The organism is Priestia sp. RMT2NF4, assembly GCF_047872835.1.
GTDB classification, from domain to species: Bacteria; Bacillota; Bacilli; order Bacillales; family Bacillaceae_H; genus Priestia; species Priestia zanthoxyli.
In genome coordinates this window covers 1-16,289 of sequence record NZ_JBLQZO010000016.1, presented here as the reverse complement: position 1 = coordinate 16,289, position 16,289 = coordinate 1, and the positions used below count along the sequence as shown (strand labels likewise).

The 16,289-nt window shown below is 38.2% G+C and carries 15 protein-coding genes; 14 read left to right on the top strand and 1 reads right to left on the bottom strand.

The features are described 5' to 3' along the window. The first annotated feature begins 72 nt into the window (after nt 1-72). On the top strand, nt 73-207 hold the full coding sequence (locus ACMX9J_RS26820; RefSeq protein ID WP_416226412.1) for a hypothetical protein: 135 nt from the start codon (nt 73-75) through the stop codon (nt 205-207). Between the two features lie 129 nt (nt 208-336). Here the strand turns inward: ACMX9J_RS26820 and ACMX9J_RS26815 are convergent, their stop codons facing one another. Further along, complete coding sequence (locus ACMX9J_RS26815) at nt 337-1,650, bottom strand: APC family permease (RefSeq protein WP_028412680.1); 1,314 nt, start codon at nt 1,648-1,650, stop codon at nt 337-339. A 321-nt stretch (nt 1,651-1,971) separates the two neighbouring features. Between ACMX9J_RS26815 and ACMX9J_RS26810 the strand changes: the two genes are divergently transcribed. The 13 genes from ACMX9J_RS26810 to ACMX9J_RS26750 all read left to right on the top strand — a co-directional run bounded on the left by ACMX9J_RS26810 (nt 1,972) and on the right by ACMX9J_RS26750 (nt 16,035). Continuing rightward, complete coding sequence (locus ACMX9J_RS26810) at nt 1,972-2,517, top strand: hypothetical protein (protein WP_223546639.1); 546 nt, start codon at nt 1,972-1,974, stop codon at nt 2,515-2,517. A 19-nt stretch (nt 2,518-2,536) separates the two neighbouring features. After that, nucleotides 2,537-4,762, top strand: coding sequence for an alpha-galactosidase (locus ACMX9J_RS26805; protein WP_416226411.1), 2,226 nt, complete (start codon nt 2,537-2,539; stop codon nt 4,760-4,762). Nucleotides 4,763-5,175: 413 nt separating this feature from the next. Further along, nucleotides 5,176-6,171, top strand: coding sequence for a biotin synthase BioB (gene bioB, locus ACMX9J_RS26800; RefSeq protein WP_034264346.1), 996 nt, complete (start codon nt 5,176-5,178; stop codon nt 6,169-6,171). Between the two features lie 244 nt (nt 6,172-6,415). Beyond that, a complete protein-coding gene (locus ACMX9J_RS26795; RefSeq protein WP_028412676.1) occupies nt 6,416-6,994 on the top strand; it encodes a glycerol-3-phosphate responsive antiterminator in 579 nt (192 codons plus the stop codon). 20 nt (nt 6,995-7,014) lie between these two features. Next, a complete protein-coding gene (locus ACMX9J_RS26790) occupies nt 7,015-8,130 on the top strand; it encodes an ABC transporter ATP-binding protein (RefSeq protein ID WP_028412675.1) in 1,116 nt (371 codons plus the stop codon). Continuing rightward, a complete protein-coding gene (locus ACMX9J_RS26785) occupies nt 8,127-9,062 on the top strand; it encodes a carbohydrate ABC transporter permease (RefSeq protein ID WP_028412674.1) in 936 nt (311 codons plus the stop codon). Before ACMX9J_RS26790 ends, ACMX9J_RS26785 begins: the two co-directional genes overlap by 4 nt. Further along, nucleotides 9,059-9,871 carry a carbohydrate ABC transporter permease gene (locus ACMX9J_RS26780; protein WP_033580861.1) on the top strand — a complete coding sequence of 271 codons (813 nt, stop codon included), beginning with the start codon at nt 9,059-9,061 and terminating at the stop codon, nt 9,869-9,871. Before ACMX9J_RS26785 ends, ACMX9J_RS26780 begins: the two co-directional genes overlap by 4 nt. A gap of 13 nt (nt 9,872-9,884) precedes the next feature. Further along, nucleotides 9,885-11,225, top strand: coding sequence for an ABC transporter substrate-binding protein (locus tag ACMX9J_RS26775; protein WP_028412672.1), 1,341 nt, complete (start codon nt 9,885-9,887; stop codon nt 11,223-11,225). 86 nt (nt 11,226-11,311) lie between these two features. After that, entirely contained in the window at nt 11,312-12,049 is a 738-nt protein-coding gene (locus tag ACMX9J_RS26770) for a glycerophosphodiester phosphodiesterase (protein WP_028412671.1), read from the top strand. A 223-nt stretch (nt 12,050-12,272) separates the two neighbouring features. Continuing rightward, nucleotides 12,273-12,596, top strand: a complete 324-nt coding sequence (locus tag ACMX9J_RS26765) for a DUF3870 domain-containing protein (RefSeq protein ID WP_028412670.1) — start codon at nt 12,273-12,275, stop codon at nt 12,594-12,596. Between the two features lie 93 nt (nt 12,597-12,689). Further along, nucleotides 12,690-13,856 carry a DUF819 domain-containing protein gene (locus ACMX9J_RS26760; RefSeq protein ID WP_033580860.1) on the top strand — a complete coding sequence of 389 codons (1,167 nt, stop codon included), beginning with the start codon at nt 12,690-12,692 and terminating at the stop codon, nt 13,854-13,856. A gap of 59 nt (nt 13,857-13,915) precedes the next feature. Next, nucleotides 13,916-14,989, top strand: coding sequence for a dipeptide epimerase (locus tag ACMX9J_RS26755; protein ID WP_047751712.1), 1,074 nt, complete (start codon nt 13,916-13,918; stop codon nt 14,987-14,989). A 32-nt stretch (nt 14,990-15,021) separates the two neighbouring features. Further along, entirely contained in the window at nt 15,022-16,035 is a 1,014-nt protein-coding gene (locus ACMX9J_RS26750) for an NlpC/P60 family protein (protein ID WP_416226410.1), read from the top strand. The last annotated feature ends 254 nt before the right edge of the window (nt 16,036-16,289 follow it).

Sequence of the window (16,289 nt, the reverse complement as noted above, 5' to 3'; positions counted from 1 at the left end):
GAATCAAATACGTTCGGATTTTTTTATTGATATAGTAAATGTAGCTTTCATGTATTTAGTTGCCTCTAGGTGTTGATTGGAGGGCAAGGCGAAGACTCCTGCGGAAAAAGCGGAACAGATGAGACCCCGCAGGAGCGCAAGCGACGAGGAGGCTCAACGGCCGTCCGCGGAAAGCGAAGCCTTGCACGGAAATCAACAGCGGTGTAACGAGCGATTCATATTAGATCGTTTACCTTTTTGTTCGTGTGTAGATGGGATTGATTTGTTTATGTCTCAATTATTTTTTTTCGACATTATTTCTGGGGAAATATGTCGAGGTGTGTTAACCCTATTTCCTTAATCAAAATGAAAAGTAGGAATGGTAATAGTATTTTTTCGTCTGGCAATCAGTAAATAAATAATTCCAATTATACTCCATACAATACCGATAAATAAGGATGTTTTTTCTAAGTTAAGCCACATAAAAAATAAAAATAAACTGCCGAGTAAAGGCATAAGTACATATGAAATATATCCACTGAGAGATCGTTTGTTTTGTTGAATAAAATAATGGATAAAAACCGCTATGTTAACTGAACTGAACGCAATTAAAGCACCAAAATTAATTAAAGAGGTAGCTTTTTCAAGAGACAGACTTAGTGAAATTAAAGAGAGACCACCAATAATGACTACGTTCCAAACAGGCGTCTTTGTTTTAGGGTGAATATAGCCAAAAATTCTCCGTGGCAGATAACCATCTTTCCCAATTGCGTAGAGAAGTCTTGATGCACTCATATGTGAGACAAGTCCAGAAGCAATAGTTGATGTTAAGGCTGCTGCTACAAAAATAGATTGAAACAGCTGGCCGCCAATTTTATAAGCGATTTCAGCCGATGCACCTTCTAAATCATGAAATAAAGAGGCTGAAGGGAAAAGAAGCTGAGCAAAGTAAGAAACCGTAATAAATAAGGCGCCTCCCGTACATGCAATAATGAGAATCCCTTTGGGAATGGTTTTCTCAGGCTTAAGTGTTTCTTCAGCCATGGTGGTTACAGCATCAAACCCTAAAAAAGAAAAGCATAAAATAGCTGCTCCGTTTAATAAAAGAGATATAGAAGCCGATTCACTTATAAACGGTTTAAATGATAGCTCTTGCCCTTGAGTTGTAGCACTTAAAATAATAAAGATGATAGCTACTAAAATTTGAAAAGCAACTAATAGCGTACCAAAAGAAACGGTTAAATGAACGCTAAAAATATTCATTATGGTCATGATGACCACAAAGCTGATAATCCATACGGCTTTTGGAACACCTGGAAACAGAGAGCTTAGGTAAATATTTGTCAAAAGTGCATTAATCATCGGTAGAAATAGATAATCAAGAAGAGCCGTCCATCCTACCAAAAAACCAATGCTTGGATTCATTACTTGCTGTGCGTATGTATAAGAAGAACCAGCTCCAGGAAAAGCTTTTACCATTTTTCCATAACTAATGGCTGTGAATAAAATAGCAATCAACGTGAATGCATAAGCACCTGAAACATGTCCATCTGTGGATTCAGTTACAATGCCAAATGTATCGAAAACGGCCATGGGTGCCATGTAGCCTAATCCTATCACGACGATATGCCATAATTTTAGTTGTTTAAGAAGAGAAGGTCCATGATTCATATTTGTCATCCTTTCTGTGTATAATCATTCTGCAATATTTATTATTATACTATATTGTTAGATTTGTCATCTTTTTTTGAAAAAGAAGAGAAAATTGCGCGCTAAGAGATAAAGAGCGTTTAGTTAATTACTAGATAAAGCAAAAAAATGCTTTTTTTCACTTTGATTTTTACCATTGAGTCTAGAAAGCATTTTACATAAAATGAAAGAAAGTAAAAAAGCTTTCGATTAGTATGATCTACTTGTAATAAATACGAAAACAAAATTTTGAATGCGGTTACATTTTTGCGGGTGTATAAACTTATAATGATGATAAAGGAGATGAAGGAAGTGATTGCTACACCCTATATAAACTTGGAGATAAACAAGGGACCAGGTGTGCATGTTGTATTGGATGAAACAAAAAAAGATGGTGTTTATTTTATTAAATTAACGGTCAAGTCGATTAAAAAAAGAAGTCTTCCAAAAATGGCATTAAAATGGAGCGTTCCGTTGTTAGATATCCAGCTATATAAATCTATACAAACTAGTCAGGGAGATGTGAGTACCTCTTCTGTTCATTGTTTTATGAATAAAAATGGCTCTAACCGCTACACTATTGCATGTTCAGACATACTTCACCCTATTCGGTGTGCCCCCAATTGGAAGGAAATGTGTCTAGATGTGGAGATGAACTTATTTAGTGAAAGCACTTGGTCTCTTCATAGCTACGAAACTGAACTGCGAGTAGATACAAGAATGATTGAAACAGAAGAGTTATTCAAAGATTTAGCGAAATGGTATGAAAGAAAAGAGATTAATCTAGCATCTGCTGTTGAGCATGCAACGGCAATAGATGAAAAAGGAAATGTCTCGTTAGATATTTGATGGTGAGGAGAGAGATAAAGTGGGGATCTTATTTAATGAACGTACAAAGGAGTTTCACCTGCAGGGCCGCGATGTAAGTTATATCTTTTCAGTGTTGAGAAACGAGCAGCTTGGTCACTTATACTATGGAAAAAAGCTTAAGCACCGTCCGTCTTTTCAGCATTTTTTACGTGTGGAAACAAGAGGAGCTAGCGCTTCGGTCTATGAAGGAGAACTAGCATTTTCTCTTGAAACAATCAAACAAGAGTATCCTTCTTATGGGACAACAGACTTCAGAGAGCCAGCCTACCAACTTCTTCAGCAAAACGGAAGCCGAGTCACCAATTTTGAATACGATAACCATAAAATTTACAAGGGCAAGAAGCCATTAAACGGCTTACCTGCTACATACGTAGAAGAAGAGAGTGAAGCCACGAGTGTAGAAGTTGAACTGATTGATAAATTGCTCAATGCATCACTTATTTTAACGTATACCGTTTACGAAGACCGAAATATTATTACGCGTCACGCACGATTTGAACATAGAGGAGAAGAACCAGTCGATATTTTGCGTATCATGAGCGGCAGCATTGATTTGCCCACATCAAACTATGAAATGGTTCAGCTTTCCGGTGCTTGGATTCGAGAGAGACACGTGAAAACAAGAATGCTTCAGCCGGGTATTCAAAGTATTTCTAGTGCGAGAGGTACAAGCAGCAGTCAGCAAAACCCGTTTTTAATTTTAAAGAATCCAGATGCAACTGAACACAGTGGAGAAGCGTATGGTTTTAGTCTTGTATACAGCGGAAACTTTCTTGGACAAGTGGAAGTAGATCACTATAATGTATCAAGAATAACGATGGGTATTCACCCTTTTGATTTTCAGTGGCGACTAGAAAGTGGACAAACTTTTCAATCACCAGAACTAGTATTGGCTTATTCAAATAACGGGCTAAACGGTCTTAGCCAAGAGTATCATGAGCTTTATCGCAAGCGTCTCGCTAGAGGGAAATGGCGGGATTTAGAGCGACCAGTTTTAATTAATAACTGGGAAGCGACGTATTTTGATTTTAACGAAGAGAAAATTGTACACATTGCCAAAGAAGCACAAAAGCTGGGCGTTGAACTTTTTGTATTGGATGACGGCTGGTTTGGTAAACGTAATGATGATACAACTTCTCTTGGAGACTGGTTTGTAGATGAAAATAAGCTTCCGGGCGGTATGAAATCATTGGCTCAAAAAGTAACGGATTTAGGCATGGACTTTGGATTATGGTTTGAACCTGAAATGATTTCAAAGCAAAGCAACTTGTATGAAAAGCATCCAGATTGGTTGATTCATGTGCCAAATCGTCATCAGTCTCATGGACGAAATCAATATGTGCTTGATTTTTCACGAGAAGAAGTAGTGAATTATATTTATGAACGAATGGAAGCTATTTTAAGTGAAGCACCTATCTCGTATATAAAATGGGATATGAACCGAAATATAACGGAGATTGGATCTGTTGGGCTACCCGCGAATCGCCAGTTTGAAGTAGTACATCGCTACATTTTAGGAGTATATGATTTGTATGAGCGACTAACAAAGAAGTTTCCGGATATTTTATTTGAATCGTGTGCAAGCGGGGGCGCTAGATTTGATCCGGGAATGCTTTATTATGCTCCTCAAGCTTGGACGAGCGATAACACGGACGCGATTGAACGTCTAAAAATTCAGTACGGCACTTCTTTTGCTTATCCAATCAGTTCAATGGGAGCACACGTATCAGCCGTACCAAATCATCAAGTACGCAGAGTAACAAGTCTAGAAACAAGAGGAGACGTTGCGTATTTTGGCGCATTCGGTTATGAGTTAGATGTTACGCTGATGACAGAAGATGAAAAAGAAACGGTAAAAAAACAAATTCAGTATTATAAAAAATACCGATCTCTTATTCAAAATGGAACATTCTATCGATTAAAAAGTCCGTTTGAACAAGATGGAAATGTGACGAGCTGGATGGTTGTTTCATCCGATCAAAAACAGGCAATCATCGGTTATTATCAAGTATTAGCTAGATCAAATCCTTCTTATGAACGCATTGAGCTAAAAGGGCTTCATCCTGATTATGAATATACAGTGATGGAAACAGACCAAACAGCTTATGGAGATGAGCTCATGTACGCAGGAATTGCTCTAACTCATGAATATCCGGGTGTTGAAGCATACGATAAAAAATCTGGAGACTTTGTATCGGTTATTTACACACTGCAAGCGCAATAAGCAAAGAGGCTGGGACATAACGAAATAAATCCAATCGAAAGATGAACAAATGAGATACATGAGCTGGACTGCTTATGACACCGCAATTGATTTCCGTGCAAGGCTTCGCTTTTGCTCCTGCGGGGTCTCACCTGTTCCGCTTTTCCCGCAGGAGTCTTCGCCTTGCCCTCCAATCAACTGCTAGAAGGAACGAAACAAATAAAACGATATGCATCATCCAAAAAAAAACGAACCACTCATCAAACAGGTTGATGAATGGTTCGTTTTTTACTTGGGCTCAACTACTTTTGTCCCAGCCTCTTTAAGTTAACTATTATTTATGAAGTGTTGACATAAAAGGCGTGATAATGGTAACTTTTAGTTATAATTGTTAACTTTATATTTTTTTAGTTTACTAAAGTGGAGGGGAATCGATGGAAACCACAAGTTTAAGAGATTGGAAAGCACTTGCTCAGTCTATTATTAAAGGGAAAGAAATTACATATAAAGAAGCGCTTCAACTTCTTTATGTACCGGATGAAGAAGTGTTAGAGGTCATGAATGCCGCGTACTTAATTCGTCATCATCATTATGGAAAAAAAGTAAAGCTTAATATGATTATTAATACTAAATCGGGTTTATGCCCAGAAGACTGTGGATATTGTTCGCAGTCGATTGTATCAGAAGCGCCGATTGATAAGTATGCGTGGTTAACAAAAGAGAAAATTGTAGAAGGTGCTTTTGAAGCTCAAAAAAGAAAAGCAGGTACATATTGTATCGTAGCGTCAGGCCGCCGCCCTACTGATAAAGAAGTAGCGCACGTAGTGGGAGCGGTAAAAGAAATTCGTCAAAAGACAGACTTGAAAATCTGTGCCTGTCTAGGATTTTTAACAGATGATCAAGCACACGAACTAGTCGAGGCGGGTGTTCATCGCTATAATCATAATTTAAATACTCACGCTGATAACTATGACAATATTTGTTCTACGCATGGCTATGAAGATCGAGTCGATACGGTTACTACATCTAAAAAAGCAGGTTTGTCACCTTGTTCCGGTGCAATTTTTGGAATGGGCGAGACAAATGAACAAGCCGTTGAATTAGCTTTTCAAATTAAAAAGTTAGATGCAGATTCTATTCCATGCAATTTTCTTGTTGCCGTTCCAGGAACGCCTCTAGAAGACAAAAAGGCGTTAAAGCCAATGCAATGCTTAAAGCTGTTAGCGATGATGCGTTTTGTAAATCCAACCAAAGAAATTCGAATTTCAGGAGGCAGAGAAGTTAACCTCAGATCACTTCAGCCGCTTGGTTTGTTTGCTGCAAACTCAATTTTTGTAGGCGATTATTTAACGACTCAAGGTCAAGAACCTACAGCTGACTGGGGATTAATTGAAGATTTAGGATTTGAAATCGAAGAATGTGCACTGTGAAGCCGTTGAGAAATCAACGGCTTTTTTTATCTTCAGCAGATTTACAGGAACTATACGTTTACTTTACAAAACTCAACAGCTTCTTTATATTGCCTTCACAAATAACCATTATTATAAAACATGTGAACGATAAGTGAATAGTTACTAAGGTTATGAAATTGAGAAACCACAAAAAACAATAGGTCTATATAAACATCCTATGCGTTTTTTGTGGTTTTTTTATAAATGAAAGGAAGGAATCGTTTTGAATAAGGAAGCAGATTTCTTACAACAGCTTGGACAAGATCGTTTAATTGCATCCATTAAAAGTCCGAAAAATTTAGAGCAATTTTTAGAAACAGAGATCCAGGCCGCCTTTTTATTAACGGGAAACATCAGTGTAATTAAACGCTATGTAGATTTACTCAAACAGCATAATCGAACGGTTTTCTTACACATTGAAAAAATTCCGGGAATTAGCTATGACCGGGAAGGGCTTAAATTTCTCGCTAAGTTTGTAAAGCCCACAGGTATCGTAACCACTAAAAGTTCACTCATTAATTACGCAAAACAGGAAGGGCTGGTTGCTATTCAGCGGCTGTTTTTAGTGGATACAGACGCAGTAGCACAAGGGTTAAAAACCGTTCAAGATATTAAACCGGATGCATTAGAACTAATGCCAGGATTGATTCCGGAGATGATAGAGAAAATCGTTAAAAAAACAAGTATCCCTATTATTACAGGTGGACTCATTCAAAATGAAAGCCATATCCAAGCTGCTTTAAAAGCAGGGGCTACGGCAGTTTCTACAGGGAAATCATGGCTGTGGAAAAAATATGAATGAGCGAGAAAGGAGCGTTTTTAATGAAAAAAGTAGAGTTAGTTAACGTTGGAAAGTCATACGATCAAAAAACAAATGTCATTCAAGATATTAATGTCACAATTGAACCTGGAGAATTCTTCGTATTAGTAGGTCCTTCAGGGTGCGGGAAAAGTACAATGCTGCGAATGATTGCCGGATTAGAAGAAGTCACACAGGGAGAGTTGCTAATCGGGGATGTAAAAGCAAATAAACTGCTTCCAAGTCAGCGCGATTTGTCCATGGTGTTTCAAAACTATGCTTTATATCCGCATTTGACAGTAGAACAAAATATTCTTTTTGGTCTGCATACAAAGAAGATTTCAAAGCAAGAACAGCACAAGCGCTGCAGAGAAGCAGCAGAAATGCTTGGTTTAAGTGAATATTTAAAACGAAAGCCTAGACAGCTTTCGGGAGGACAGCGTCAGCGTGTAGCACTCGCACGTGCTATAGTTACTCATTCACCTATTTGCCTGATGGATGAGCCGTTATCCAACTTGGATGCGAAGCTGCGAGCAAAGATGAGATCAGAAATTCGCCAGATTCAGCGTAAGTTAGGTATTACGATGATTTATGTCACGCATGATCAAACGGAAGCGATGACGATGGCGGATCGAATGATGATTTTAAATGGAGGTAATATTCAGCAGGTTGGGCGTCCGCTCGATATTTACAATGCACCGGCAAACACGTTCGTAGCGTCGTTTATAGGTTCGCCCCCTATGAACTTATCAAACGTTTCTATAGAAAATAACTTACTCGTTTTTGAAGATAGAAGAGCTATTTCTATGAGTGCATCATACAACAACCTTAGCGGTAAAAAGGAAGTTGTGGTTGGAGTAAGACCTGAGCACGTTCAGCTTGCGACAAACGACAACACCAGCTTTATCGTAGAGGTAGATAATGTCGAAATTCTAGGAACGGAAACACTGCTTACATTTCAAATGGGAGACAAACAGTGGATGGCTAAGTGGAACGGTCAATGGAATATAAAAGTGGGAGAGCGCGTCCCTATTTTTATCGATCCAAAACACCTGTTTTTATTTGATAGTGATACAGGTTCATGCTTGCACTATGAACCATCAACGGAAGATTTAACTGTAAAGGGGGCATTTGTATGAGTGCTGTTACCAAAACAGCAAACTCGCCTGTTTCTGTTTCATCAAATCCACAAGAAAAGAAGTCAATGCCTAACCTATTGGTAGGATTATCTTACTTGCTGCCATCATTATTGTTATTTGGTGTATTTCTTTTCTACCCAATGATTAAGACCTTATATTTAAGTCTTTTTATTACAGATACACAGGGAAATCCCTTGAAATTTGTAGGATTACAAAATTTCTTTTATCTATTTACAGATCCAAACTTTTTACAAAGTATGAAAGCCACTTTTTTATTTGTACTATACACGGTGCCTATTGGCTTAATTATTGCATTATTCCTAGCGCTAATCGCAAATGAAAAGCTAAAAGGAATTGGTTTTTTCAGAACAATGTTTTCATCTACGATGGGAATGAGCGTAGCGGCTTCTTCTGTAATTTGGATGTTTATGTATAACCCGACAATCGGTGTTATTAATAAAGTATTAAATCTTGTAGGCATTCATGATGTGCAGTGGTTATTAGATCCTAAGTATGCGCTGATTGCTGTGTCCATCTCTACGATTTGGATGAACATTGGGTTTACCTTTTTAATTTTACTTGGCGGGTTACAAAATATTGATGAAAAGCTGTATGAAAACGCGCGTATTGCTGGAGTTAGCTATTGGTATCAGCTCCGTAAAATTACGCTTCCTATGCTTTCGCCAACGCTGTTTTTTATTATCACCGTTTCGTTTATTAACGCGTTTCAAACGTTTGGACAAATTGACATTTTAACAAAAGGCGGGCCTACAGATTCCACAAATGTCATTGTTTATTCAATCTACAAAGATGCATTTGTAAACTATAATGTTGGCTCTGCAAGTGCTCAAGCTACAATTTTATTTTTCTGTATTCTACTGGTTACCGCTCTTCAATTCAAGCTTGGAGAAAGGAAGGTACATTATCAATGAGCATCACGAGAAAATGGACAACTTATTTGTTACTCATTGCAGCTACTTTAGTATTGATGTTTCCTATCCTATACGCTTTTTCCATTAGTTTTATGAGTGGAGCGGAAGTGTTAGAAGGGAAGATTTGGCCGTCATCTTTTTCATTTGAAAACTATCGGGATGCTTTTGAAAAAGTTCCGCTGCTTCATTATTTAATTAACAGTTTTGCTGTATCTATTTTTGTCATGGCCGGGCAGCTGTTAGTTTCAAGTTTGGCTGCTTTTGCATTTGTATTTATTAAATTTAAAGGAAGAGATACTATTTTCTTTCTCTTTATTTCTACGATGATGATTCCATGGGAAGCAACGATGGTTCCTAACTTTTTAACAGCACAAAAGCTAGGCTGGATTAATAACTATTTGGGATTAACAATTCCTTTTTTCGCCTTAGCATTTGGAACATTTTTATTGCGTCAACAGTTTAAAACCATTCCGGGCGAGCTGTATGAAGCTTCTCAAGTCGCAGGGATCAGCCGCTTTCGTTTCTTTTGGAATGTTGTGCTTCCTGTTTCTAAAACAAGTCTAGTTACGCTTGGCGTATATAGCTTTTTAACAACATGGAATATGTATTTATGGCCACTGTTAGTGACAAATACAGAGGATGTTCGTACCGTTCAGATTGGTTTAAAACAAATGCAAACGCAGGAGATTTCAACTGATTGGGGAGTGGTTATGGCTGCTGTCGTGGTTGTTATTATACCGACATTATTACTATTATTCCTAGGTCAAAAACGTCTTCAAAAAGGATTAACACAAGGTGCAATTAAATAGGAGAGTGAATGTGATGAAAAAGATATTGGCTATCGTAACGGCATGCTTGCTGGTCATTCTAGGCGCTTGCTCAAACTCAACTGGTTCTTCGGAAGCGCAAGAAACTAAAAAAACAGCATCAGGTAAAACAGAAGTCGTTTTTTGGCACGCCATGAGCGGTGACCTTGAAAAATCACTCAATAAAATAGTCGATGAGTACAATAAATCTCAGGATAAAGTTGAAGTAAAGCCCGTTTTCCAAGGAACGTATGAGGAAGCACAAACAAAATTTAATACGGTAGCAGGAACTAAAGATGCACCTGCTATCATGCAAACGTTCGAAGTAGGAACGAAATTCATGATAGACAGTGGTAAGGTTCAGCCTGTTCAAAAATTTATTGATGAAGACCACTACGATACTTCACAGTGGGAGAAAAATATTTCAAGCTATTACCAAGTAGATGGAAAGCAATATTCAATGCCGTTTAACTCTTCAACACCTGTGTTAGTTTACAACAAAGATGCCTTTAAAAAAGCAGGGTTAGATCCTGAAAATCCACCAAAAACGTATGATGAATTAAAGGCAGCTGCAAAGAAACTAACAGAGAAACAAGGAAATAAAACATCACAATACGGTTTTTCAATTCTAAATTACGGATGGTTCTTTGAAGAGCTAGTTGCTTCTCAAGGCGGTTTGTATGTAGATCACGAAAACGGTCGTAAAGGGGATGCCGAGAAGGCAGTATTTAATGGAAAAGAAGGACAAAACGCATTTAATTTAATCAATGACATGTACAAAGAAGGTACTTTCTACAATGTAGGGCAAAACTGGGACGATATGCGCGCAGCATTTCAATCTAAAAAAATTGCAATGTTTTTAGATTCATCAGCAGGTATTAAAACATTAGTAGACAATGCTCCATTTGATGTGGGTGTATCAGATCTTCCTGTGCCAAAAGAAGAGGATCGCCAAGGAGTAGCTATCGGGGGAGCATCTTTATGGATGTCTAAAGGAATTAGTGATGAAACATCTAAAGCGGCGTGGGACTTCATGAAATATTTAGCAACACCAGAAGTTCAGGCAAAATGGCACGTGGAAAGTGGCTATTTTGCGGTTAATCCTAAAGCATATGATCAAGAAATCGTAAAGAAAGAATGGAAAAAATATCCTCAACTAAAAGTGACGGTTGATCAGCTTCATAAAACTAAATCAACTCCGGCAACACAAGGCGCTTTAATTTCGGTATTTCCGGAATCACGCCAAAAGGTAGTAACAGGAATGGAAAGCCTGTACCAGGGAGTAAAGCCGAAACAAGCACTTGATCAAGCAGCAAAAGAAACGAATAGAGCATTAGAAGTAGCCAATCAAAAATAACGTATGATTACGAAGCTCGTCTTTCAAGTTATTTTGAGGACGAGCTTTTTATTTAGTGAATGACTAGTTAGGGGAGATAGAGGACAATGAATAATTCAATTGATCTTTATGCGCATCGCGGCTTTAGCGGACGATATCCTGAAAATACAATGATTGCATTTGAAGAAGCTAGAAAAATGCGAGTTTCAGGTATTGAATTGGATGTACAACTAACCAAAGACGGAGAAATAGTAGTGATTCACGATGAACGAATTGACAGAACGACGAATGGAATGGGATATGTTCAAGAATTTTCATATAAACAGCTGCGGTTATTCGATGCTGGAAGCTGGTATGATTCTCGTTTTTCTAAACAATCAATTCCCACGTTAATAGAAGTGTTTGAGTGGATGATGGACAAAAAGACAGAAATGACCGTGAACATTGAATTAAAAAATGACCAAATTTACTATCCAAAACTTGAGGAAAAAGTTCTTCGTCTAATCGATGAGTTTGATTTAGAAGATCAAGTTATTTTGTCATCTTTTAACTATGATAGCTTGGCTAAAGTGAGATCTCTCCATTCATATATCCCAACAGGATTTTTATTTGAAGGGGTGAGTGAAGATGCGATTGGAAAAGCAAAATCGATAGGTGCGCACCTGCACTGTGATATGTCGTTTGCTCTTTCTTCGTACGGGAAAAAAGCAAAGCAAGAAGGATTAGACTTACGAGTATATACAATTAATGAACTGAATGACTTTTTGAAGCTCCAGCAGGCTTCAGTAAAAGTAGTGATGACAGATTACCCTAACCGTTTTTCCTCTACAATGTTCAAAGGATGACGCAGAAAGGCCGTATGTATTCGTACGGCCTTTTTTATAGGGTAAATATTATTTTATTCTGAATAGTATAAAATTTATATTGTGAAATTGTTTTATAGATGATATATTGAGAGTAGATTATAATGTTCCTTATGAAAGCGAATACATGTTGCGTAGCTCCGCAAACGTTCATTTGCCGGTCCCTAGCATCGTCTGTTATCTCTTTTAGGAGGAATAAAAAATCATGTATGATCAAGATACTATCTATATTATTGGAGATGCCAAAGCTCCTCAAAGCAATCCGATTACTAAAAAGTTCAATCAGTATTTTTTAGGATTGGTAGTTGATAAAACAAATGGAAAAATTATTGATGTGGAATGCTCAGCGACGATTGAGTTAACCGTTCGATTTGTTCAATCAATTTTTATTGGACGTCATATAAGTGATCCCACCCTTATAGACGACATTAACAGCCGCTACTTCGGGTCTTCCCAAAAAGCGCTGGTGGTAGCGTTTCATGATGCACAGAAAAAATATCAGCAAATAACAGCTGCTTTGTCTACATAGACCTAGACGAAATCCAGCCTGACGTTTTCAAACGTTGGGCTGGATTTTGTTTTGCATAAAAACATTTTCGGGGAGATGAAGGGGGAAGAATAAATGATTCAAGATGGATTTATGTATGTGAGTGTGTTAACTGCCTTTGCTGCGCTCATGGTAGGGATTGAAAAACGATTTAAAGCCAATGGATTTTTTAAGTTTATTCCAGGTATTGTACTTATTTATATAGGAGCGGCTCTTATGCAAACGGCAGGATTATTTGGGGATAGCGAGTCAAATGCCGCCATGTATGCAGGCGTTAAAAATGCACTTCTTCCTGCTATGCTGATGCTTATGCTGTTAAAGTGTGATGTTCGAAGTGTAATTAAACTTGGTCCAAGAATGCTGGGAGGATTCATCGTTGCGGTTTTTAGTATAATGATAGGCTTTATCCTCGTCTATGCCATCTTTAAGAATTTCTATGTAGAGGATACGTGGAAAGCTTTTGGTGCTTTATCAGGAAGTTGGACCGGTGGGTCAGCTAACATGGTTGCCCTTCAAGGGATTTTGGATGTTCCAGAAAATATATTTGGCTACGCTCTTATGATGGATACGATTAACTATGCCGTATGGGTTATGTTTATGTTTTGGCTTGTACCATTTGCATCTAAATTTAATAAATGGACAAAAGCAGACGTCAGCTTTATTGAGAATAGTATAGATGAAGTCGCAGCAACATCTGAAAGCGAAAAAGAAGGTCCTCAGTTTCAGCATCTTCTTTATTTGCTTGGGCTAGGTTTGTTCGTTTCGGCATTGTCTACATTTATCGGAGGGCGTTTGCCTGAAGTGGGAGCCGTTATTAATGCAACGAGCTGGACGATTATGATTGCTTCTGTCGTTGGTTTAGTGCTTGCTGTAACTCCAGCGGCAAAAATTCCAGGTACGCTCGATGTATCAAACGTTATGTTATACATCGTTGTAGCGTTAATTGCTTCTCAATCAGATTTTTCAAATTTAGCTCAGGCTCCTATTTACTTAGTATCTGGTTTTCTCATTATGTTCGTCCACTTAGTGATCATGCTGTTGCTAGCTAAACTATTTAAATATGATTTATTTACGCTCGGGGTAGCCAGTTTAGCTAATATTGGCGGAATGGCGTCTGCTCCAATGCTTGCAGCTGCTTATAACCGTGCACTGATTCCGGTAGGAGTCATTATGGCTCTGATGGGTTCCTTCTTAGGTACTTATTTTGGTATGATGATCGCCAAAATTTTAGGGGCGATCTAAGAATAAACCAAAATAGGTATAAAAGAATATGTGTGCTGAATCGAAAGGAAGCGATTGAAATGATAATTAAAGACATAACTGTAAAGCATCAAACCGTTCCACTGCTCGTTCCGTTTAAAACAGCGCTTCGAACAGCAACAGAGATAGACAGCATAAGTGTAGAGATTCAGTTAGAAAACGGAATAAAAGGAAAAGGAGCGGCTTCGCCAACATATGTTATTACAGGCGATTCTTTAGAAGGCATTCAAGCTGCACTTCAAGGACCTATTAAACTAGCGCTAATAGGGGAGGATATACGTCAGTTTCAAAAACTCTTAAAAAAAATTCAAAGCTGCTGTATTCACAATTCAAGTGCTAAAGCGGCTGCTGATATCGCTTTGCATGATGCTTATACAAAGTTTCTCAACATTCCTTTATATGCTTTCTTGGGGGATAAGCAGCCTATCTCTACGTGTATGACGATAAGTGTTGATACACCTAAAAAAATGGCTGAAGACGCACAAAAAAGTGCAGCGGACGGATTTGACATTTTAAAAGTGAAGGTAGGTTCAATTCCTGAGCTAGACCTTGAGCGTATTAAACATATTCGATCTGTCATTCCGGATCATGTAAAACTTCGGTTGGATGCAAATCAAGGATGGACTCCAAAACAAGCAGTGCAATTCATTAATAAAATGGAAACTCTCAACTTTGGTATTGAATTGGTAGAACAGCCTGTCGCTGCTCATGATTGGGAAGGGTTAAAGTTTGTGACTGAACGAGTAAACGTACCCATTATGGCAGATGAGAGTCTATTTTCTGCCAAAGATGCATTAAAGCTTGTAAGCGGGCGGTACGTGGATCTTTTAAATATTAAGCTAATGAAGTGCGGAGGTATTAATGAAGCAAGAAAAATCGCTAGTATTGCTGAGGCGAACGGTGTTGCGTGTATGATTGGAAGCATGATGGAACCATCACTTTCCGTGGGAGCAGCTGCTCATCTGGCAGCCGCTCATCCAAATATCACGTATTTTGACTTAGATGCTCCTCTTTGGCTTTCAACTGAACTGGATGTATTAAAGTACAGCGGTCAAGAGGTTTTCTTATCAGATCTTCCTGGAATAGGAGAAATCACCGTTCCTATCTCAAAATAAAAAGATAGTAATATAGTAGAAGGAGAGAGACGATGAATATAAAACGTTGGCTTTTGACGGTAACAACAGTTATTTTAGCTACATTTGGAGTCAGTGCAGTTCCTTCTGTTCATGCTTCTGAAGAAAAAGAAACTGCTTATATAGATGTCGCAGCAGCTACTCTTTGGACAGCACCAAACATCTTGCGTGAAGTGGACGCTCCGTCAGCTACTAATCCTGTAGATATGAAGAAGTGGACCACATCGATGAATTTGAAACAGAAGCAGCAGTTATCTAGCGATGGGATGCTTGAGACACAAGCGTTATATGGAAACAAAGTAACGGTTTTAGAGAGACAAGGAGACTGGGTCAAAGTAGCTGTAGACGGACAGCCTACTTCTCGAAATGAATTAGGATATCCCGGATGGATGCCTACCAAACAATTAACCTATAGCAAAAGGTACGAACAGTATGCAAAGAAGCCTTTTGTAATGGTGACGGCTCCGACTACTTATTTATATCATTCGCCTTCTTTAAAAAAGAAAGGTATTGAAGTTAGCTATAATACGCGCTTACCTCTTTTGGCAAAATCAAAGAGTGCATATAAAGTATTAAAACCAAATGGAAAGACAGCATGGATTTCTACAAAAGCAGGAAAAATCTACGCGTCTCAAAAAGATATTCCTGTACCAACTGGCACGGAGCTTGTTGAAAGTGGAAAGGCATTTTTAAATCTTCCATATTTATGGGCTGGCATGAGCGGTTTTGGATTTGACTGCTCTGGATTTACGTTTACGATGTACCAATCCCATGGTATTACGATTCCACGTGACTCAGGGCCACAGTCTCGAGCAGGGAAACCAGTAGAGATGAACAACCTTCAACCCGGAGACTTATTGTTCTTTGCCTATAACCAAGGAAAAGGAAGCGTCCACCATGTAGCAATGTATGCGGGAGATGGCATGATGATTCATTCGCCGAACTCCGAGCGGACAGTAGAGATTATTCCTTTAAACACGAAGGGATATATTGAAGAGTATGCAGGTGCACGTCGTTATTTACCTTAATTAGTAAGATAAGAAAGAAGCTCTTTTTGTGAAGGGCTTCTTTTTTAATATAGGTATAAATAAAAATTAGAAAATTTAGATTATTTACGTTTAACTACTTCTCAGTAGGGGAAGAAGTAAAGTAAGAAAAAAACATTTTTCTTCTCGAAACATATTGACTTTATGTGCAGGGCGTTATATTATTATAAAGCGTCGTTGAGACATAACAGTAACAACGAAGCTGAAAAAAGAATTTTAAAAAGTTGTTGACATTA